The 17,770-nt window shown below is 71.2% G+C and carries 19 protein-coding genes and 1 tRNA gene; 2 read left to right on the forward strand and 18 right to left on the reverse strand.

The genetic code is table 11. From position 1 onward, the window contains the following. Nucleotides 1–85: 85 nt before the first annotated feature. From CKY47_RS00940 to rplJ, 13 genes are all read right to left on the reverse strand, one after another. Nucleotides 86–1,042, reverse strand: a complete 957-nt coding sequence (locus CKY47_RS00940; protein ID WP_306743654.1) for a hypothetical protein — start codon at nt 1,040–1,042, stop codon at nt 86–88. Between the two features lie 10 nt (nt 1,043–1,052). Then, nucleotides 1,053–1,565 carry an Rv1363c family protein gene (locus tag CKY47_RS00945; RefSeq protein WP_306743655.1) on the reverse strand — a complete coding sequence of 171 codons (513 nt, stop codon included), beginning with the start codon at nt 1,563–1,565 and terminating at the stop codon, nt 1,053–1,055. Between the two features lie 12 nt (nt 1,566–1,577). After that, on the reverse strand, nt 1,578–2,813 hold the full coding sequence (locus tag CKY47_RS00950) for an MCE family protein (RefSeq protein ID WP_306743656.1): 1,236 nt from the start codon (nt 2,811–2,813) through the stop codon (nt 1,578–1,580). Further along, a complete protein-coding gene (locus CKY47_RS00955) occupies nt 2,810–3,979 on the reverse strand; it encodes an MCE family protein (RefSeq protein WP_306743657.1) in 1,170 nt (389 codons plus the stop codon). Before CKY47_RS00955 ends, CKY47_RS00950 begins: the two co-directional genes overlap by 4 nt. Next, nucleotides 3,976–5,145, reverse strand: coding sequence for an MCE family protein (locus tag CKY47_RS00960; RefSeq protein WP_306743658.1), 1,170 nt, complete (start codon nt 5,143–5,145; stop codon nt 3,976–3,978). The genes CKY47_RS00955 and CKY47_RS00960 overlap by 4 nt, the downstream gene beginning before the upstream one ends. Beyond that, a complete protein-coding gene (locus CKY47_RS00965) occupies nt 5,142–6,191 on the reverse strand; it encodes an MCE family protein (RefSeq protein WP_306743659.1) in 1,050 nt (349 codons plus the stop codon). The genes CKY47_RS00960 and CKY47_RS00965 overlap by 4 nt, the downstream gene beginning before the upstream one ends. Beyond that, complete coding sequence (locus CKY47_RS00970; protein ID WP_306743660.1) at nt 6,188–7,216, reverse strand: MCE family protein; 1,029 nt, start codon at nt 7,214–7,216, stop codon at nt 6,188–6,190. Before CKY47_RS00970 ends, CKY47_RS00965 begins: the two co-directional genes overlap by 4 nt. Beyond that, complete coding sequence (locus tag CKY47_RS00975; protein WP_306743661.1) at nt 7,213–8,544, reverse strand: MCE family protein; 1,332 nt, start codon at nt 8,542–8,544, stop codon at nt 7,213–7,215. Before CKY47_RS00975 ends, CKY47_RS00970 begins: the two co-directional genes overlap by 4 nt. Continuing rightward, nucleotides 8,541–9,329 carry an MlaE family ABC transporter permease gene (locus CKY47_RS00980; RefSeq protein ID WP_306744515.1) on the reverse strand — a complete coding sequence of 263 codons (789 nt, stop codon included), beginning with the start codon at nt 9,327–9,329 and terminating at the stop codon, nt 8,541–8,543. Before CKY47_RS00980 ends, CKY47_RS00975 begins: the two co-directional genes overlap by 4 nt. A 52-nt stretch (nt 9,330–9,381) precedes the next feature. After that, the gene (locus CKY47_RS00985) at nt 9,382–10,113 is read right to left on the reverse strand and encodes an MlaE family ABC transporter permease (protein ID WP_306744516.1); all 732 of its coding nucleotides are present in this window, start codon (nt 10,111–10,113) and stop codon (nt 9,382–9,384) included. A 50-nt stretch (nt 10,114–10,163) separates the two neighbouring features. Then, nucleotides 10,164–11,228: an ABC transporter ATP-binding protein gene (locus tag CKY47_RS00990; RefSeq protein WP_306743662.1), complete on the reverse strand. Its 1,065-nt coding sequence runs from the start codon at nt 11,226–11,228 to the stop codon at nt 10,164–10,166. Between the two features lie 267 nt (nt 11,229–11,495). After that, nucleotides 11,496–11,882: a 50S ribosomal protein L7/L12 gene (rplL, locus tag CKY47_RS00995; protein WP_306743663.1), complete on the reverse strand. Its 387-nt coding sequence runs from the start codon at nt 11,880–11,882 to the stop codon at nt 11,496–11,498. Nucleotides 11,883–11,948: 66 nt separating this feature from the next. Beyond that, nucleotides 11,949–12,506, reverse strand: a complete 558-nt coding sequence (rplJ, locus tag CKY47_RS01000) for a 50S ribosomal protein L10 (RefSeq protein WP_306743664.1) — start codon at nt 12,504–12,506, stop codon at nt 11,949–11,951. A 255-nt stretch (nt 12,507–12,761) separates the two neighbouring features. Here rplJ and CKY47_RS01005 point away from each other — a divergent pair, with 255 nt between their 5' ends. Next, nucleotides 12,762–13,526, forward strand: a complete 765-nt coding sequence (locus CKY47_RS01005) for a hypothetical protein (RefSeq protein ID WP_306743665.1) — start codon at nt 12,762–12,764, stop codon at nt 13,524–13,526. An 84-nt stretch (nt 13,527–13,610) separates the two neighbouring features. On the opposite strand, the gene rplA is transcribed toward CKY47_RS01005, so the two are convergent. The 5 genes from rplA to CKY47_RS01030 all read right to left on the reverse strand — a co-directional run bounded on the left by rplA (nt 13,611) and on the right by CKY47_RS01030 (nt 16,324). Next, complete coding sequence (gene rplA / locus CKY47_RS01010) at nt 13,611–14,327, reverse strand: 50S ribosomal protein L1 (protein ID WP_306743666.1); 717 nt, start codon at nt 14,325–14,327, stop codon at nt 13,611–13,613. Between the two features lie 79 nt (nt 14,328–14,406). After that, nucleotides 14,407–14,841, reverse strand: coding sequence for a 50S ribosomal protein L11 (rplK, locus tag CKY47_RS01015; RefSeq protein ID WP_306743667.1), 435 nt, complete (start codon nt 14,839–14,841; stop codon nt 14,407–14,409). Between the two features lie 102 nt (nt 14,842–14,943). Then, complete coding sequence (nusG, locus tag CKY47_RS01020; RefSeq protein WP_306743668.1) at nt 14,944–15,753, reverse strand: transcription termination/antitermination protein NusG; 810 nt, start codon at nt 15,751–15,753, stop codon at nt 14,944–14,946. A gap of 65 nt (nt 15,754–15,818) precedes the next feature. Further along, the gene (secE, locus tag CKY47_RS01025; protein WP_306743669.1) at nt 15,819–16,220 is read right to left on the reverse strand and encodes a preprotein translocase subunit SecE; all 402 of its coding nucleotides are present in this window, start codon (nt 16,218–16,220) and stop codon (nt 15,819–15,821) included. A gap of 31 nt (nt 16,221–16,251) precedes the next feature. Then, nucleotides 16,252–16,324, reverse strand: a tRNA-Trp gene (locus CKY47_RS01030). Between the two features lie 187 nt (nt 16,325–16,511). Between CKY47_RS01030 and CKY47_RS01035 the strand changes: the two genes are divergently transcribed. Continuing rightward, the gene (locus CKY47_RS01035; protein WP_306743670.1) at nt 16,512–17,753 is read left to right on the forward strand and encodes a pyridoxal phosphate-dependent aminotransferase; all 1,242 of its coding nucleotides are present in this window, start codon (nt 16,512–16,514) and stop codon (nt 17,751–17,753) included. The last annotated feature ends 17 nt before the right edge of the window (nt 17,754–17,770 follow it).

Below are 17,770 nucleotides of genomic sequence, written 5' to 3' on the forward strand. Positions count from 1 at the left end.
ACGCCCCGGCGGGGGTAAGGAGGGGGCGGCGAAGGCACGGCGGAGGGCCGCCCGGGGGGGGGTGGCGCGGGGTGTGGGCGGCGGGTCAGCACCGGGCGGTCTCGGCCGCCTGGTCCCCGCTCTGGCCGAACATCTCCATGTTGTCGACCTTCCACCGGCCGTCGACCCGCTGCGCGCCGACCCGCATCATCGCGATGCCGCCGCCGCTCTGGTTGTCGGTCGTGCGGGTGGTGACCTGGTCCACGAACAGCAGCACGGTGGCGCGGTCCCCGGACAGCGAGGTCACGCCGCTGGAGACCGCCTTCACGGTGACCACCAGCTTCTGCTCCGGCGCGAGCGCGCGGACCGGGCCGAAGATCGCGTTGTACTGGCACTTGGCCTTGCCGACCAGCAGCTCGTTGGCGGCGGCCTCGGTCGCGGCGACGTCGGCGAAGTTGTAGGAGAACGCCTTCTCGATCGCCTCGCGCGTCTGACCGGCGACCTCGCTGGTCCCGGCGCTGTCGACCAGGGCCCGGTCGTAGCGCACCTCCCCCGCACGAACCTGGAACAGCACGCCCAGCCCGACCAGCAGCACGGCCACCACGACCAGCGAGACCGGCAGCAGGAGCCCGTCGCGGCCGGACCGGTCACCGGTCCCGCGCCCGCTCTCCCCCGCGCCCGGCTCGTCGTCGAGCACGCTCGCGGCCACGGCCTCACCGGCGCGCTTGCGGCGGCCGGTCGGGCGGGGGCGCGGCGCGGGCTCGGGAGGTCCCCCGTCGGCGCCGTCCTCGCCGGCGCCGTCCTCGTCCGCGCCCCGGGGCTCGATCAGGCCCGGGACCCGCGCGGACGCCTCGGCCGGGCGGTCGTCGACCCGGTCGTCGGCGGGGCCGTCGGCCGGCTGACCGGGCGCGAGGTCGGCGGCGGTGCCGGCGGCGTCGGTCGTGCCGGCGTCGTCCGCCCGCTGCCCGGCGTGCTCGGGGCGCTTGCGCAGGCCGGCCACGCGGGGGCGGCCACCGGTCGGGGTGGACGGGACGGGGCGGCGGCGGGACGGGGGCACTGTCATCTCCTCGCGATCACGCGCCGCCGGCCGCGACGGGCCCGAGCGCGCTGAGCTTCCAACCGGCGTCGGTGCGGGCCAGGTCGGTCTGGTACCGGTTGACCTTCTTCACCGACTGGCCGCCCTCCGGGGTGACCGTGGTCTCCACCACGGCGATGAGGTGGGCCTTCCCGGCCCGCGAGTCCAACTCGGTCACGGCCGCGTCGAGCACCCGGCTCACGGTGACCGTCCTGGCGTCCTCGATCTGCTTCTTCCGGGTGTCCCGCCCGCTCTCGATCTCCGACCGCAGGTCGCCGGTGGACGAGTCGAGCCACCGGTCGAGGTCGGCGTCCACCTTCTTGTAGTCGAGCGTGGTGAAGTTCGCGATGCCGACCTGGCCGACCCGCAGCACCTCCTCGCGCTCGCGGGAGAACGCCACCGACTCGCTGGACGAGGCGCTCCACCAGGACACGCCCGCCCACACCGCGTACCCCGCGGCCAGCACGGCGAGCACCGCGGCGACGGGCAGGAACCACCGTCGAACAGCCATTGCGTCCTCTCCTCAGCCCGGCAGCCCGAGCAGCTGGCCCAGGCTGGTCAGCAGGGGCGGCTCGACCGCCTCGCCCCGGCCCGCCGGGGGCTCCGGGCCGGGCTGCGACGTCTCGTTGCCGGTGGGCGTGGTCGGGGTGCCACCGTAGGGGGCGTTCTGCGCGCCGCGCACGGCGGTCGCGCTGCCCCGGGCGAGCGCGCAGTACGCCTGCGTGTTCAGCGGGGCGGGTGTGGTGTCGGTGCCCTGCCGGATGCGCGTGCCCTCGTAGCCCACCGTGCACGGCGGCGGGTCGAACACGTTGAGCGCCAGGCCGAAGTGCGCGCCGGTGCCGTCGCCCTTGGCGACGGAGAAGCCGCCGCCCACCACGATCGGGTAGGTGACGGCGATCTGCTCCAGCCCGTCGAGCCGCGTGACCAGGATGTTCCCGGTGGTCAGCAGGTTGGCCAGCACCACGCCGAGGTTCGGCCCGCTCTCCGCGAGCAGCGCCGACACCTGCTCGGCGGCCTGCGGGGACACCCCGATGAGCCGCCGGAGGTCGCCGTCGGAGTCCTTCAGCTGCTCGGCGAGCGCCCGCAGGTCAGACGAGAACGACCTGATCGCGCTGCCCTGCTCGGCCTGCGTGTTCAGCACCACGAGCCCGCTGTCGATCAGCGCCTTGGTCTGCGGCAGGTTCTCCGTCGCGGCCTTCGTGAACAGGCGGGTGTTGTCCAGCAGCACCTGGAGGTCGGGCCCGGTGCCGTCGAACGCGAGGTCCAGCTCGTCGACCACGGTCTTCAGCGAGTCGGCGGGCACGGACTTGGCGAACGCGTCGAGGTTGGTCAGCAGCTCGTCGACGGGCGGCGGCGTCCTCGTCGCCGACCTCGGGATGACCGCGCCCGCTTCCAGGTAGGGGCCGTCCTCGCCGCGCGGGCGCAGGTCGACGTACTGCTCGCCGACCGCGGACCGGTTGGCGACCACGGCCTCCAGGTCGGCAGGGATGCGCGGCGCGTCCGGGTCGATGCCCAGGTCCACGTCCAGCCCGTCGTCGGTCAGCCGCATCTGGCCGACCCGGCCGACGGCGACGCCCCGGTAGGTGACCTCGGCGTTGGTGAACACGCCGCCGGAGTCGGCGAGCTGCACCGTCACCACGTAGCCCGACGACCCGACCAGCCGGCCGAGCCCGGCGTAGCGGGCACCGACGTAGCTGACGCCGACGAGCGCGATCAGCACGAACGCGCCGATCTGGAGCTTGGTCCTCCGGGGGATCACCCGCGCCCACCTCCGAGGAGTCCACCGAGCAGGTCGCCCAACCCGGACCGCCCGGACACGCCGGGCAGCGGCAGGTTCGGCAGCGGGAGCGGCAGCGACGGCGCGGTGCCGGTGATGCCGGGCAGCGACGGCGTCGACGGCAGCGGCGACTGCCGGGACCGGCCCAGGTTCTCGACGATCGTGCCCAGGTCCAGGTCGATGTCGGCGTACAGGTTGGTGTAGTCGCCCCTGATGCCGTCGAGCGCCGAGTCCGGGAACGGGTAGGTGAGCAGCAGCTCGAACCCGTTGGGCAGGTTGGTGCCCGCCTCGACGAGCTTCCGCAGCGTCGGCGCGAGCGCCTTGAGGTCGGCCACGACGTCGTCCTTGGACCTGGTCACGGTGTCCACGGCGACGTCGGACAGGGTGTCGAGCGACTGGAGCAGCGTCACGAGCTGGGTGCGCTGGTCGGCGAGCACCCTCAGGCCCGGCTCCAGCTCCTCCAGGACGCCGCCGATCCGGTCGCGCTGGGCGCTCAGCGTGCCGCCGAGCCGGTTGAGGCCGTCCAGCGCCCGGGTGATCTCGCCCTTGTGCGCGTCCAGCTCGCCGACCAGCGCGTCCAGGTTCGCCAGCAGCGACTTGATCTCCGGCTCGTTGCCCTCCAGGGCCGCGTTCAGCTCGCGGGAGATGTCCTGGAGCTGGGCGATGCCGCCGCCGTTGAGCAGCATGGACAGCGCGCCGAAGACCTCTTCGACCTCGGGGTTGCGGTTCGTCCGGTCGAGGGGGATGACCGCGCCGTCGTCCAGCGAGCCCTCCTCCGCGCCCTCGGCGGGCCCGGCCAGCTCGACGTACTTCTCGCCGAGCAGGGCCGACTGGCGCAGCCTGGCGACCGCGTTGCCGGGCAGCCGCACGTCCCCGTTGACCAGCACGGTCACCTCGGCGGTCCAGCCGTCGGGGGCCAGGCCGATGGCGTCGACCCGGCCGACCGGCACGTCGTTGACCTTCACGCCCGCCTGCGGCACGAGGTCGAGCACGTCCTGGAACTCGACCTTCACCCGGTAGGGGCGGTCGCCGACGTCGGCGCCGCCGGGCAGCGGCATGTTGTAGACGCCGTCGAAGCCGCCCGAGCCGCAGCCGGCCAGCAGCAGCGCGCCGGACACGGCGGCCGCGAGCCCCGTGATCGCCTTCACCGCGGCACCCCCGCGAGCGGCAGGGGCAGCGGCACCTTGCCCTGGGTGAGGTCGGAGACGATTTGGCCGGGGTCGTTCAGCGGCACCGCGCCGGACAGGATCGGTTCCAGCTGCCGGCACGCCTGCGAGAGCGCGCCGGGCACCCGGCCCGGTTCGACGCCCTGGACCAGCTTGCAGACCAGCACGATCGGCGGCTGGCTCAGCTCGTTGATGTCGGCGCGGGTGTCGAGCGTGCCGGACGCCGCGTTGTAGGCGTTCTGGAGGTTGCCGAGGGCCAGCGGCGCCACGTCCAGGGTCTCCGCGAGCGCGGCCCGCTGGTCGACCAGCACCTGCGTGATCCCCGCGAGCTTGTCGACGTTGGACTTGAGCGCCGCCCGGTTGTCCTGGATGAAGCCCCGCACCTGGCCGAGCGCGGTGGCCAGCTCGTCCAGCGCGCCCCCGAGGTCCTCCCGCTCGTCGGCGAGGAACCCGGCGACCTCGGCGAGCTGCCGGTTGAGGTCGCGGACCTGGCCGTCGTTCGCGGCGAGCATCCCGGTGAACCTCTGGAGCTGGTCCACGGTGGCGAACAGGTCGTCCCGGGAGCCGGACAGGGTGCGCGTGGCGTCGCCGAGCTGCTGGATCGTGTCGCCGAGCGCCTGCCCGTTGCCCTCCAGGGTGTCGGCCGCGGAGTCCAGCAGGTCGGACAGCGCGCCGTCCCGGTTGGCGCCGTTCGGCCCGAGGGCGGTGGTCAGCCTGTCCAGGCTCGCGTACAGCTCGTCCAGCTCGACCGGGGTGGCGGTGCGCTCGCGCGGGATGGTCGCGCCGTCGGCCAGCCGCTCGCCGCCGGTGTAGGCGGGGGCCAGCTGCACGTACCGGTCGCTGACCACGCTCGGCGCGACCACGACGGCCTGCGCGTCGGCGGGCACCTCCACGGTGCGGTCGATGGACATGGTGACCTCCACCGTCGCGCCCCGCGGTTCGACCTCCTCGATCGAGCCGATCCGCACGCCGAGCACGCGCACGTCCGAGCCGGGGTACACGCCCACGGCCGAGCCGAACACGGCGGTCACGCGGTGGCTGTCGGCACCCGCGAACACCCACCACACGGCCGCGGCGACGACGAGCGCGAACACGCACGCCAGCGCGACGGCGCGGGTGAGGCCGCGGCCGGCCCTGGTGGTGGTCATCGGTTCCCTCCCTGGGCCGGGGCCGAGCGCTGCACACCGGGCGGGAGGCAGCCCTCCTCGTTGAAGCCGACCACGCCGAGGTTCACCGACGGCGGCAGCAGACCGCAGATGTAGACGTCGAACCAGCGGCCGTTGCCCAGGGTGTTCGCGAACACCCGGTAGAACGGCCCCATCAGCGCGAGGCTCCGGTTCAGCGCGTCCTGGTTGCGCTGGAGCATCGTCGCCACCCGGTCCAGCTGCTCCAGCGCGGGCCGCAGCTGGGCCTGGTTGTCGTCCACCAGCCCGGACAGCTCCCGGGACAGCTCGCGGGTGCCGTCGAGCAGCGCGGTGATCGCGTCGCGCCGCTTGGCCAGCTCGGCCAGCAGCAGGTTGCCGTCCGCGAGGAGCTTCTCGAACTGCTCGTTGCGGTCGGACAGCGTCTTGGTGATCTCGTCGGTGTTGGCCAGCAACGTGGCCAGCTGCTCGTCGCGCGAGGAGATCGTCCTCGACAGCGCGGACAGCCCGTCCAGGGCGCCGCGGACGCTCTCCGCCGAGCCCTGGAAGGTCTCCGAGAGCACCTGGAAGCTGTCCGCGAGCTGCCGGGTGTCGATCTGGCCGACCGTGGTCGCGAGGCCGTTGAACGCCTCCTGCACGTCGTACGGCGACAGGGTGCGCTCGCGCGGGATCGGGTCGCCCGGGTCCAGCGGCTGCGACCCCTGCGGGTCCAGGGCCAGGTACTTCTGGCCGAGCAGCGTCTTGATCCGGATCGTCGCGGTGCTGCGGTCGCCCACCCAGGCGTCCTTGACCTTGAACGACACCAGGACCCGGTCCCCGGCCAGCTCGACGTCGGTCACCTTGCCGACCTTCACGCCCGCGACGCGCACCTCGTTCGACGGCACGAGGCCCGCGGCCTCGCTGAACTCCGCCGAGTACGTGGTGCCGCCGCCGATGACCGGCAGGTCGTCGGAGTGGAACGCGGCGAGCAGCAGCAGCGCGATGACGGTCAGCGAGACCACGCCGACCGTGACCGGGTCGCGCTCCCGGCGCGGTGAGGGGCTGTGCTTCACGGGCGACACCTCGCCTGGGTCACCGGCAGCGCCGTGATCGGGACGGGGTCGTCGATGATCGGTGGCACGGCCACCCGCCCGGTGCCCTCGCACAGGAAGAAGTTGAACCAGGAGCCGTAGGACGCGGTCCGCGACATCGCCTCGATCTTCCCGGGCAGGCGCTGGATGACGCCCTCCACGACGGCCTCGTTGTCCGCGAGCGTGCGCGACACCAGGCCGAGGTTCGCGATGTCGTCCTTGAGCGGCTGCCGCGCCTCCTCCAGCAGGCCCGCCGTGGTGTTCGTCAGGTCGCCGAGGGCGCTGATCGCCTCGCCGATCGGCTGCCGGTCGCCCGCGAGGCCCGTCGTCAGCTCCTGCAACGTCGTCACCAGGGTCGACACCTGCTCCGTGCGCGAGTTGACGGTGTCGAGCACCGCGTTGAGGTTGGTGACGACCTCGCCGATCACCTGGTCGCGGCCCGCCAGCGTGGAGGTCAGCGAGGCGGTGTGCCGCAGCAGGCTGTCGATCGTGCCGCCCTCGCCCTGGAGGACCTGGACGATCTCGCTCGACAGCTGGTTGACGTCCTCCGGGTCCAGCGCCTGGAACAGCGGCTTGAAGCCGTTGAACAGCACCGTCAGGTCCAGCGCGGGCTTGGTGCGCTCCAGCGGGATGACGCCGCCGGGCCGGAGCGCGGCGGTGTCGCCCACGCCGTGCTCCAGCGCGACGTACCGCTGGCCGACGAGGTTGCGGTACTTGATCGTCGCGGTCACCGAGACGGGCAGCGTGCGGTCGCCCTCCAGGGTGAACTCGACCTCGGCGAGCCTGCGGTCCACCAGGCGGATGTCCTCGACCTGGCCGACCCGGACGCCCGCGATGCGCACGTCGTCCCCCTCGTTGAGCGCGGTGACGTCGGTGAACCGGGCCGTGTACTCGTTGCCGCCGGCGAAGTTCGCGTTGGAGATGGTCACCGCGAGCAGCGCCGTCGCCAGGACCGTGACCGCGGCGAAGACGCCCAGCTTCACCAGCGGTGCGGCGAGGGACCTCATGCCGTCACCTCCGCTCCCCGGTACAGGGGGCCCAGCAGCAGCGCCGTGAAGCTCGGCATCTCGTCCTGCTCCAGGCCCACCTCCGGCGCGAGCAGCGCGGCCAGGAATTCCTGCTCGGCGGGCGAGTTGGCCAGCACCGGCGCGCCGTACGACGACGACACGACCGTGCCGTCCTCGCGGATCGTGCCGGTGTTCGGCGGCAGCACGCCGTCGGTGGCCGAGCGCGCGGGCGGCGGCGACGTGGAACCGTCCCTCACCGGCCCCTCCGGCGGGTACTGCGGGAACGGGTCGGGCCGCGGCACGATGTCGTAGCAGCGGGGACCGCGCTTGTCGGCGTACTCCGGCTCGTCCTTGCCCGGCTCGTACTTGCCGCGGTTCGCGGTGACCTCCAGCGTGATGTGCAGCCCCGGCTCGTCCGTGCCCTTGCCGAACACCTGGTCCATGATCGGCTTGAACTCGGTCAGGCCCTTGAGCAGGCACGGGTACTCGGGCGCGTACTTCGCCAGCAGCTCCAGCGTCGGCCGCGACACGTCCGCGAGCTGGATGAGGTTGTTCCTGTTCACCGCGAGGAAGCTGTTCACGTCGACCGAGGTGGTGGTCAGCGCGCCGTACAGGGTCAGCAGGTCGTCGCGCTGGTCGACCAGCGTGCGGCTGGTGACCGTGGCGTCGGACAGGGCCCGCACCAGGTCGGGCGCGGCGTCGGCGTAGGTGTTCGACACGTCCGCGAGCCTGCTGATGCCCTCCTTGAGCTTCGGCAGCTCGGGGTTCAGCTCACCGAGGTACGCGTCGAGCTGCACCATGGTCTCGCCGAGCGGCCTGCCCCGGTTCTCCAGCGCCTGCGACACGGCGGTCAGCGTGGTGGCCAGCTTCTCCGGCTGCACCGCCTGGAGCACCGGCATCAGGTCGTCGAGCACCTCCTCCAGCTCCACCGCGCCGCTGGAGCGGTCCTGCGCGATGACGTCGCCGTCGCCCAGCGGCCGTTCCCCGCGCTCGGGCAGCACCAGGTTCACGTACCGCTCGCCGAACAGCGTCTTCGGCAGCAGGCGGGCCGAGACGTTCGCCGGGATGTGCCGGACCTGCCCGGGGTCGAGCGCCAGGTCCAGCTCGGCGCCGTCGCCCGAGGTGCGGATGCCGTCGACGTGGCCGACGACCATGCCGCGGACCTTCACGTCCGAGTCCACCAGCAGCTGGTTGCCGACCCGGTCGGTCTTCAGCGTGACCTTCACGACCTCGGTGAACGCGTCGTTGTAGAGCGCCACCGTGAACGTGAGGAACAGCGCGATCACGGCCAGGAACACGACGCCGAGGAGTCGTCGCTTGAGCGTCATCCGGCGATCCTCACCGTCGTCGTCGTGCCCCAGATCGCCATGCTGAGGAAGAAGTCCAGCAGGCTGGTCGTGACGATCGCGGTGCGCACCGCGCGGCCGACGGCGATGCCCACGCCCGCCGGCCCGCCGGACGCCCGGTAGCCGTAGTAGCAGTGCGTCAGGATGATCACGACGGAGAAGACCAGCACCTTGCCGAACGACCAGAGCACGTCCACCGGCGGTAGGAACAGGGTGAAGTAGTGGTCGTAGGTGCCCGCCGACTGCCCGTAGAACTGGACGGTGATGAACCGCGCCGCCAGGTAGCTGGTGAGCAGGCCGATCACGTACAGCGGGATGATCGCGACGAAGCCCGCGATGATCCGCGTGGTGACCAGGTACGGCATGCTGGGGATGCCCATGACCTCCAGCGCGTCGATCTCCTCCGAGATCCGCATCGCGCCGAGCTGGGCGGTGAAGCCGGAGCCCACCGTCGCGCTCAGGGCGAGGCCGGCCACCAGCGGCGCGATCTCGCGGGTGTTGAAGTAGGCCGACACGAAACCCGCGAACGCCGACGTGCCGATCTGGTTGAGCGCGGTGAAGCCCTGGAGGCCCACGACCGTGCCGGTGAACACCGACAGGCCGACCATCACGCCGATCGTGCCGCCGATGACCGCGAGCGCGCCGGAGCCGAAGCTCACCTCGGCCAGCAGCCGCAGCGTCTCCCGCAGGTAGCGGGTCAGCGTGCGCGGCGTCCACGCCAGCGCGCGCAGGTAGAACCACAGCTGGTCGCCGAAGGTGTCGAGCATCGACAGCGGCGCGTTCGCCGCCTTGCGGACCCGGTTGCCGATCGTGGCCACCTCAGCTCCCCTTCGCCGGGACGACCTGGAGGTAGATCGTGGTGAGGACGAAGTTCACGAAGAACAGCAGCAGGAACGTGATGACGACGGCCTGGTTGACCGCGTCGCCCACGCCCTTCGGCCCGCCGGCGGGGTTCAGCCCGCGGTAGGCGGCCACGATGCCCGCGATGAACCCGAAGATCAGCGCCTTGATCTCGGAGATCCACAGGTCCGGCAGCTGCGCCAGGGCGCTGAAGCTCGCCAGGTACGCGCCGGGCGTGCCGTCCTGGAGGATCACGTTGAAGAAGTAGCCGCCCATCACGCCGACGACGCTGACCATGCCGTTGAGCAGCACGGCCACCAGCATCGTGGCCAGCACGCGGGGCACCACCAGGCGCTGGATCGGCGAGACGCCCAGCACCTCCATCGCGTCGATCTCCTCGCGGATCTTGCGGCTGCCGAGGTCGGCGCAGATGGCGCTGCCGCCCGCGCCCGCGATGAGCAGGGCCGTCACGATCGGGCTGGCCTGCTGGATGATCGCCAGCACGCTCGCCGCGCCGGTGAACGACTGGGCGCCGATCTGCCGGGTCAGGCTGCCGATCTGGAGCGCGATGACCGCGCCGAACGGGATCGACACGAGTGCCGTGGGCAGCACGGTCACGCTCACCACGAACCAGCACTGCTGGATGAACTCCCGCAGCTGGAAGGGGCGGCGGAACGTGTTGCGCACGACGTCGATGCCGAGCGCGAACATCCGGCCGGTCTCGCGCAGGACGCCGGCGCCGGGGAACGTCGCCGACGTGCTCACAGCACGCCCCCGTGCCGCGGCCACGGGGTGGGACCCGCCGGGGTGGTGGCGTCCGCCGGCAGCCGGTAGTGGCGCTGCTCGTCGGGCGTGAGGCTCGCGATGATGCCCTTCCGGGCGTCCGGCGACAGGGTGTGCAGGATGCTCATCACCCGGTCCTTGCGGCGGCGGACCGCGCCGCGCGGCGGCAGGCCGGGCGTCGGTTCGAGCTGCGGCACGACGCCGCGCACGTCCTCGTCCGGCGAGCCGTCCGAGTGGCCCGCCTCCTTGTGGGCGAGCTCGGCGGCCATGGTGGCCTGGTCCTTCTCCTCGGACATGCCGATCGGACCGAGCCGCCGGCCGTTGAGGAACTGCTCCACGACCGGCTCGTCGCTGGTGAGCAGCACCTCGCGGGGGCCGAACATGACCAGCTCGCGGCGGAACAGCATGCCCAGGTTGTCGGGCACCGTGCGCGCGACCGTGATGTTGTGCGTGACGATCAGGATGGTCGCGTCGATCTGCGAGTTCAGGTCGATCAGCAGCTGGCTCAGGTACGCCGTGCGCACCGGGTCCAGGCCGGAGTCCGGCTCGTCGCACAGGATGATCTCGGGGTCCAGCACCAGCGCCCGCGCCAGGCCCGCGCGCTTGCGCATGCCGCCGGAGATCTCGCCGGGGAGCTTCTTCTCCGCGCCGACGAGGCCGACCATCTCCATCTTCTCCAGCACGATCCGCCGGACCTCGGCCTCGGTCTTGCGGGTGTGCTCGCGCAGCGGGAAGGCCACGTTGTCGAAGAGGTTCATCGAGCCGAACAGCGCGCCGTCCTGGAACAGGACGCCGAACAGCTTCCTGATCTCGTACAGCTTGTGCTCGGAGCAGCGGACCAGGTCCGTGCCGTTGATGACGATCTTCCCGCGCTCCGGCTTGAGCAGCCCCACCAGCGACTTCAGGAAGACGGACTTGCCGGTGCCCGACGGTCCGAGCATCACGCTGACCTCACCGGGAGGGAGGGTCAACGTGACGTCCCGCCAGATGGTCTGCTTGCCGAAGGACTTCGTCAGGCCCTCGACGACCACCTCGACGCCCATCGCACCTCCTGGTCAACGGCACCGGAGCCGACACCGGCAGGCCGGTGTCATACCGGTGCAACGAGGACGTCCCGCCGTGGTTACTCGCCAGTTGGTCCAACGCCATCTCAACTGGGTAACAGGGTGACGTCCACCACCGACCAGAACCCTACCCACGAGTAGGCAACTTTTTCCAGTCCGCTCCGGCCGCCGCACGGCGGCGCTGAACAGCACGAGGGCGGGCACCCGGTGTGGGTGCCCGCCCTCGACGGTGCCTGGAGCGCTAGATCACTTGAGCGAGATCTTGGCGCCGGCGGCCTCGAGCTTGTCCTTGGCGGCGTCGGCGACGTCCTTCGCCACGTTCTCCAGGATCGGCTTCGGAGCGGACTCGACCAGCTCCTTGGCCTCCTTCAGGCCCAGGCCCGAGACGACCTCGCGGACGACCTTGATGACCTGGATCTTCTTGTCGCCCGCGCCCTCGAGGACGACGGTGAACTCGTCCTTCTCCTCCTCGGCGGGGGCGGCGGCGGCGGCCGGGCCGGCGGCGGCGACGGCGACCGGGGCGGCGGCGGTGACCTCGAAGGTCTCCTCGAACTGCTTCACGAAGGAAGACAGCTCCAGGAGGGTCATCTCCTTGAACGCGTCGAGCAGCTCGTCGGTGCTGAGCTTCGCCATGGTGGCGGTCCTTTCTCTTTCAACGCCCGAACTGCGGCCGGGACGCGGAGTGTGCGGGTGTTGTGATCAGCTTTCGGCGGGAGCGTCGTCCTCGGCGGCGGCGGGCGCCTCCGCGGACTTCTTCTCCACCAGGGCAGCAGCCAGGCGGGCGACCTGCGAAGCCGGGGCGTTGAACAGACCCGCGGCCTTGGCCAGGTTGCCCTTCATCGCGCCCGCCAGCTTGGCGAGCAGCACCTCACGGCTCTCGAGGTCCGCGATGGCGGTGACCTCGTCGACCGAGAGCGGGCGGCCATCCATGTAGCCGCCCTTGATGACCAGGGCCTTGTTGTCCTTCGCGAAGTCACGCAGGGCCTTCGCCGCGTCGACCGGCTCGCCTTCGACGAAGGCGATGGCGGTCGGGCCGACGAGCAGGGCTTCGAGGCCCTGGACGCCCGCGTCCTCAGCGGCACGCTTGACCAGCGTGTTCTTCGCAACGGTGTACGTGGTGCCCGCGCCGAGAGCGCGACGCAGCGTGGTGAGCTGCGCCATGGAGAGGCCACGGTACTCGGTGACGACGGCGGCCGAGCTACCGCGGAACTTGTCCGACAGCTCGGCGACGGCCGAAACCTTGCTGGGCTTCGCCATGATCGCCTCCTCTCTGGGCTTTGGTGACCGCCGGGAGAGGGCTCCGCGCAACAAAAAACGCCCCTGCGCAGCAGCACGGGGCGTGACAGACCGGAACGGCCTGCTACTTCCTCGTTCTCCTGCGCGGGTCGCCCGTCGTGCGGGACCTTCGTTCCGGGTCACGTGACGTGCCCCGGATGACCAGCGGTCTTCGGTGAACCGTTCCCCAGCGTACGGCAGGTGGCAGTCGGCTTCCAAATCGGCATGATGTGACGCGTGACCGAAGAGCCGCCCAGGAACCCGCCACCGCCACCGGACCTCGACCCGGAACAGCTGAGGCAGTTCCAGGAGTTCCAGAGGTTCCAGGAGTTCCAGCGCTTCCAGCAGGCCCAGGGCGCCGCCGGACCGCCGGCCCTCCCCCCGGGCCAGTCCCCGTCCCCGCACCTCCAGCAGCCGCACCCGTACCCGCACCCCCCGGCGACCCCGCCCCCGGCGCCGCCGCGCACACCGCTGTGGAAGACCCTGCTGCGCAGCAAGCTCGTCCGGCGGCTGGTCTACCTGGTCGTCGTCCTGCTGGTGCTCTCGTACTTCTACGAGCGGTACTTCGGCGGCGACGACCCCGGTGACGTGGCGGTGGACAGCGGCGGCGTGGAGAACAACGTCACCGCGCCCCAGACCCCGTACGGCAACAACGGCACGATCGCCCTGTTCTACAAGCACGTCGGCACCGGGGACGGCGGCCAGGCGTGCTCGTACTTCAAGACCGACGAACCGGAGAAGGCGTTCGCGGAGGCGTTCGGCGCACCCGACTGCGAGGCCGCGGTGGGCAAGCTGAAGGAGCAGGTGACGGATGTGAGCACCTACCGCCAGCTCGGCTTCCCCGCCGACATGCGCACCGCGCCCGCGTCGGGCTCGGTCGAGGTCAGCTCCTGCGCGCTCACCGTGCGCAGCGGCCCCAAGCTGGGCAGGTTCACGCTCACCAGGCAGCCGAGCTCGAGCTGGGCGATCACCGGCTACGCGCCCGAACCCGCCTGTCCCTGAACGGCTCCCCGCACGGCTCCCCCGAACGCGGGAGCGCCCCCCGGCACCAGGCCGGGGGGCGCTCCGCACAGCGGTCGAACGAGGTCAGGCGGTCGCCTCGTCGGTCAGCAGGTTCCGGGTCCGGTTCGGGTCGACCGGGATGCCGGGGCCCATCGTCGTCGAGACGGTGACCTTCTTCAGGTACCGGCCCTTCGCGGCGGACGGCTTCGCGCGCAGGATCTCGTCCAGCGCGGCGGCGTAGTTCTCGACCAGCTTCTCCGGCTCGAACGACACCTTGCCGATGACCAGGTGCAGGTTGGCCTGCTTGTCGACGCGGAAGTTGATCTTTCCGCCCTTGATGTCGACGACGGCCTTGGTGACGTCGGGCGTCACGGTGCCGGTCTTCGGGTTCGGCATCAGGCCGCGCGGGCCGAGGATGCGGGCGATGCGACCGACCTTGGCCATCTGGTCGGGGGTGGCGATCGCGGCGTCGAAGTCGAGCCAGCCGCCCTGGATGCGCTCGATCAGGTCCTCGGAGCCGACCGCGTCGGCACCGGCGGCCTCGGCCTCGGCGGCCTTGTCACCGGTGGCGAAGACGATCACGCGGGCGGTCTTGCCCGTACCGTGCGGCAGGTTCACGGTGCCGCGGACCATCTGGTCGGCCTTGCGGGGGTCGACGCCGAGCCGGATGGCGACCTCGACGGTCGCGTCCAGCTTGACCTTGGACGTCTCCTTGGCGAGCTTGGTGGCCTCCAGCGGCGAGTACAGCCGCTCCCGGTCCACCAGCTCGGCGGCGTTCTTGTACGCCTTGCTGCGCTTCATGCGTCTGTTCCTTAAGTGGATCAGTGGTGGTGACGAGCCAGCGCGTGGCTCTCCCACGGACTGCGAAGTACGGGGGTGGTCAGCCTTCGACCGTGATGCCCATGGAGCGGGCGGTGCCGGCGATGATCTTCGCGGCCTGGTCGACGTCGTTCGCGTTCAGGTCGACCATCTTGGTCTGCGCGATCTCGCGGACCTGGTCCATGGTCACCTTGGCGACCTTGAGGCGGTGCGGTTCGCCCGACCCCTTCTCGACACCGGCGGCCTTGAGGATCAGCTTCGCGGCCGGCGGGGTCTTGAGCTTGAAGTCGAACGAGCGGTCCTCGTACACGGAGATCTCGACCGGCACGACAGTGCCCCGCTGCGACTCGGTCGCGGCGTTGTACTGCTTGCAGAACTCCATGATGTTGACGCCGTGCTGACCCAGCGCGGGGCCGACCGGCGGCGCCGGGTTCGCGGCCCCGGCCTTGATCTGCAGCTTGATGACAGCTGCGAGCTTCTTCTTCTTGGGAGGCATCTCAGTTCCTTTATTGCGGTGTCCGCGCCCGGCCCTGCCAGCCGCAGCGTGGCTGCCGGCACCCCCTTTCGCAGGGGGGACCGGGAGCTCTTGGTGTCCTGGCTAGATCTTGGAGACCTGGCTGAACGACAGCTCGACCGGAGTCTCGCGACCGAAGATCGACACCAGGACCTTCAGCTTCTGGCCGTCCGCGTTGACCTCGCTGATCGTGGCGGGCAGCGTGGCGAACGGGCCGTCCATGACGGTGACGGACTCGCCGACCTCGAAGTCCACCTCGACGGTCGACTTCGTCGGGGCCGCGGCCTTCTTGCCCGCGGCGGGCTTCTCTTCGACCCGGGGCAGCAGGAACTTCAGCACCTCGTCGATGGTCAGCGGCGACGGCTTCGACGTCGCGCCGACGAAACCCGTCACGCCGGGCGTGTTGCGCACCGCGCTCCACGAGGCGTCGTTGAGCTCCATCCGGACCAGGATGTAGCCGGGCAGCACCTTGCGCTGCACCTGCTTGCGCTGGCCGTTCTTGATCTCGGTGACTTCCTCGGTCGGCACCTCGACCTGGAAGATGAAGTCCTCCATGTCGAGCGTCTGGATGCGCGTCTCGAGGTTGGTCTTGACCTTGTTCTCGTAGCCCGCGTACGAGTGCACGACGTACCAGTCGCCGGGAGCGCGGCGCAGTGCCTCGCGCATCTCCTCGGCCGGGTCGGCGGGCTCGGCGTCGATGTCCGGGACGACGGCCGCGGCCTCACCGGGCTCGTCGGCGTCCGCCTCGGCGTCGTCCTCGTCGGCAGCAGCGGAAGCGGACTCCTCGATGGCCTCCGACGCCTCGTCCTGCTCGCCGGCCTCGACGCCACCGTCGAGGTCCTCGTCGGTCAGGTCGGTGTGCTCCTGGGCGTCAACGCCGTTCTCGGACGTCACTGTGGGTCCCGCTTCCTCTCATGCATCACATGTCCACCGCCACCCGGGGCGGCGCGGCGCTCGGCTCAGCCGAACAGCCGGAACATGCCCCAGGCGAAGGCCGAATCCAGGCCGAAGACCAACGCCACCATGAAGGCCACGAAGACCAGCACGACCCCGGTGTAGGTGATCATCTGCTTGCGGGTCGGCCAGATGACCTTCCGCAGCTCGCTGACCACCTCACGGATGTAGCGGACGATCCGGGCGAAGATGTTGGGACGCTTCTCCGAGTCCGTCCGCGAGCGCGTGGGGCGGCCCTTCTTGTCCGCCTCGGCGTCGGAATCGGCCTCGGCCGACTTCTTCGCCTCGACGTCCTTGCGGCCCGCCGGCCGTGCGGAACCACGGCGCTCGCGCCGCGCTGCGGCGGTAACCGGCCGGGAGGCGCTCTCGCGCTCGTCCGGCTGGTCCTGCTCGCGGCCCTCGCTCATGCCGTCCTCCGCTCACGTTCGCGCTTCGACGCAGGGGCGACAGGACTTGAACCTGCAACCTGCGGTTTTGGAGACCGCTGCTCTGCCAGTTGAGCTACGCCCCTTTGGGGTTCCACCGTCGGAACCCCCTGGCCGGAGACGCCCCGCACCGCCCTCACGTGGCTCGTGAGGCAGCGACTCGGCGTTCCGAGTTCCAGAGCATACGGCACGCATCACCCCACTTTCCAACCGGCCCGGTCAGAGGGGGTGCCGGCACTCGGGCGCGATGTGCGGTCTGCCACGATTGGGGCCATGGCCACGCCTGAGACGACGACCGAGTCCACCCCCGCCGAGCTGCCCCGGATCTCCAAGCGGATCGGCGGCATCGCCGAGTCCGCCACCCTCGCGGTGGACGCGAAGGCGAAGGCGCTCAAGGCGGCCGGTCGGCCCGTGATCGGCTTCGGCGCAGGCGAGCCCGACTTCCCGACGCCCGAGGCCGTCGTCGCCGCCGCCCAGGCCGCGTGCGCCGACCCCCGCAACCACCGCTACACGCCCGCCGCGGGCCTGCCGGAGCTGCGGGAAGCCGTAGCCGCGAAGACGCTGCGCGACTCCGGCTACGAGGTGAAGGCCTCGCAGGTGCTGATCACCAACGGCGGCAAGCAGGCCGTCTACCAGGCGTTCGCCACGATCCTGGACCCGGGCGACGAGGTGCTGCTGCCCGCGCCGTACTGGACCACCTACCCCGAGGCGATCACGCTGGCCGGCGGCGTCCCCGTGCAGGTCACCGCCGACGAGACGACCGACTACCTGGTCACCGTCGAGCAACTGGAGGCGGCGCGCACCCCGAGGACCAAGGTGCTGCTGCTGTGCTCCCCCTCGAACCCGACGGGCTCGGTCTACACCCGCGAGCAGGTCGTCGCGATCGGCGAGTGGGCGCTGGAGCACGGCCTGTGGGTGATCACCGACGAGATCTACGAGCACCTGGTGTACGACGGCGCCGAGTCGGTGTCGCTGCCGGTGGTCGTGCCCGCGATGGCGGACCGGACGATCGTGCTCAACGGCGTGGCGAAGACGTACGCGATGACCGGTTGGCGGGTGGGCTGGCTGATCGGCCCGGAGGACGTGGTGAAGGCCGCGACGAACCTCCAGTCGCACCTGACCTCGAACGTGGCGAACGTCTCGCAGCGCGCGGCCCTGGAGGCCGTGTCCGGGTCGCTGGAGGCGGCGCACGGGATGCGCACCGCGTTCGACCGCCGGCGGCGCACGATCGTCGAGATGCTGTCGGCGATCCCCGGCGTCGAGTGCCCGACCCCGAAGGGCGCGTTCTACGCGTACCCGTCGGTCAAGGCGCTGATCGGCAAGGAGCTGCGCGGGACGACGATCACGGACTCCGTGCACCTGGCCGCGCTGATCCTGGAGCACGCCGAGGTGGCCGTGGTGCCCGGCGAGGCGTTCGGCACGCCCGGCTACCTGCGGCTCTCGTACGCCCTGAGCGACGAGGACCTCAAGACCGGAGTCACCCGAATGGCCGATCTACTGGCTGAGGTCCAGTAGAAAAGCGACTGTCCGTC

The sequence above is a fragment of the Saccharothrix longispora genome, assembly GCF_030852425.1.
Taxonomy (GTDB): domain Bacteria; phylum Actinomycetota; class Actinomycetes; order Mycobacteriales; family Pseudonocardiaceae; genus Actinosynnema; species Actinosynnema longispora.

Coding starts and splice junctions, on each gene's coding strand:
- CKY47_RS00940 (WP_306743654.1), bottom strand. CDS start 1,042: ATGACAGTGCCCCCGTCCCGCCGCCGCCCCGTCCCGTCCACCCCGACC.
- CKY47_RS00945 (WP_306743655.1), bottom strand. CDS start 1,565: ATGGCTGTTCGACGGTGGTTCCTGCCCGTCGCCGCGGTGCTCGCCGTG.
- CKY47_RS00960 (WP_306743658.1), bottom strand. CDS start 5,145: ATGACCACCACCAGGGCCGGCCGCGGCCTCACCCGCGCCGTCGCGCTG.
- CKY47_RS00970 (WP_306743660.1), bottom strand. CDS start 7,216: ATGAGGTCCCTCGCCGCACCGCTGGTGAAGCTGGGCGTCTTCGCCGCG.
- CKY47_RS00975 (WP_306743661.1), bottom strand. CDS start 8,544: ATGACGCTCAAGCGACGACTCCTCGGCGTCGTGTTCCTGGCCGTGATC.
- CKY47_RS00980 (WP_306744515.1), bottom strand. CDS start 9,329: ATGCTCGACACCTTCGGCGACCAGCTGTGGTTCTACCTGCGCGCGCTG.
- CKY47_RS00985 (WP_306744516.1), bottom strand. CDS start 10,113: ATGTTCGCGCTCGGCATCGACGTCGTGCGCAACACGTTCCGCCGCCCC.
- CKY47_RS00990 (WP_306743662.1), bottom strand. CDS start 11,228: ATGGGCGTCGAGGTGGTCGTCGAGGGCCTGACGAAGTCCTTCGGCAAG.
- rplL (WP_306743663.1), bottom strand. CDS start 11,882: ATGGCGAAGCTCAGCACCGACGAGCTGCTCGACGCGTTCAAGGAGATG.
- rplJ (WP_306743664.1), bottom strand. CDS start 12,506: ATGGCGAAGCCCAGCAAGGTTTCGGCCGTCGCCGAGCTGTCGGACAAG.
- rplA (WP_306743666.1), bottom strand. CDS start 14,327: ATGAAGCGCAGCAAGGCGTACAAGAACGCCGCCGAGCTGGTGGACCGG.
- rplK (WP_306743667.1), bottom strand. CDS start 14,841: ATGCCTCCCAAGAAGAAGAAGCTCGCAGCTGTCATCAAGCTGCAGATC.
- secE (WP_306743669.1), bottom strand. CDS start 16,220: ATGAGCGAGGGCCGCGAGCAGGACCAGCCGGACGAGCGCGAGAGCGCC.
- CKY47_RS01035 (WP_306743670.1), top strand. CDS start 16,512: ATGGCCACGCCTGAGACGACGACCGAGTCCACCCCCGCCGAGCTGCCC.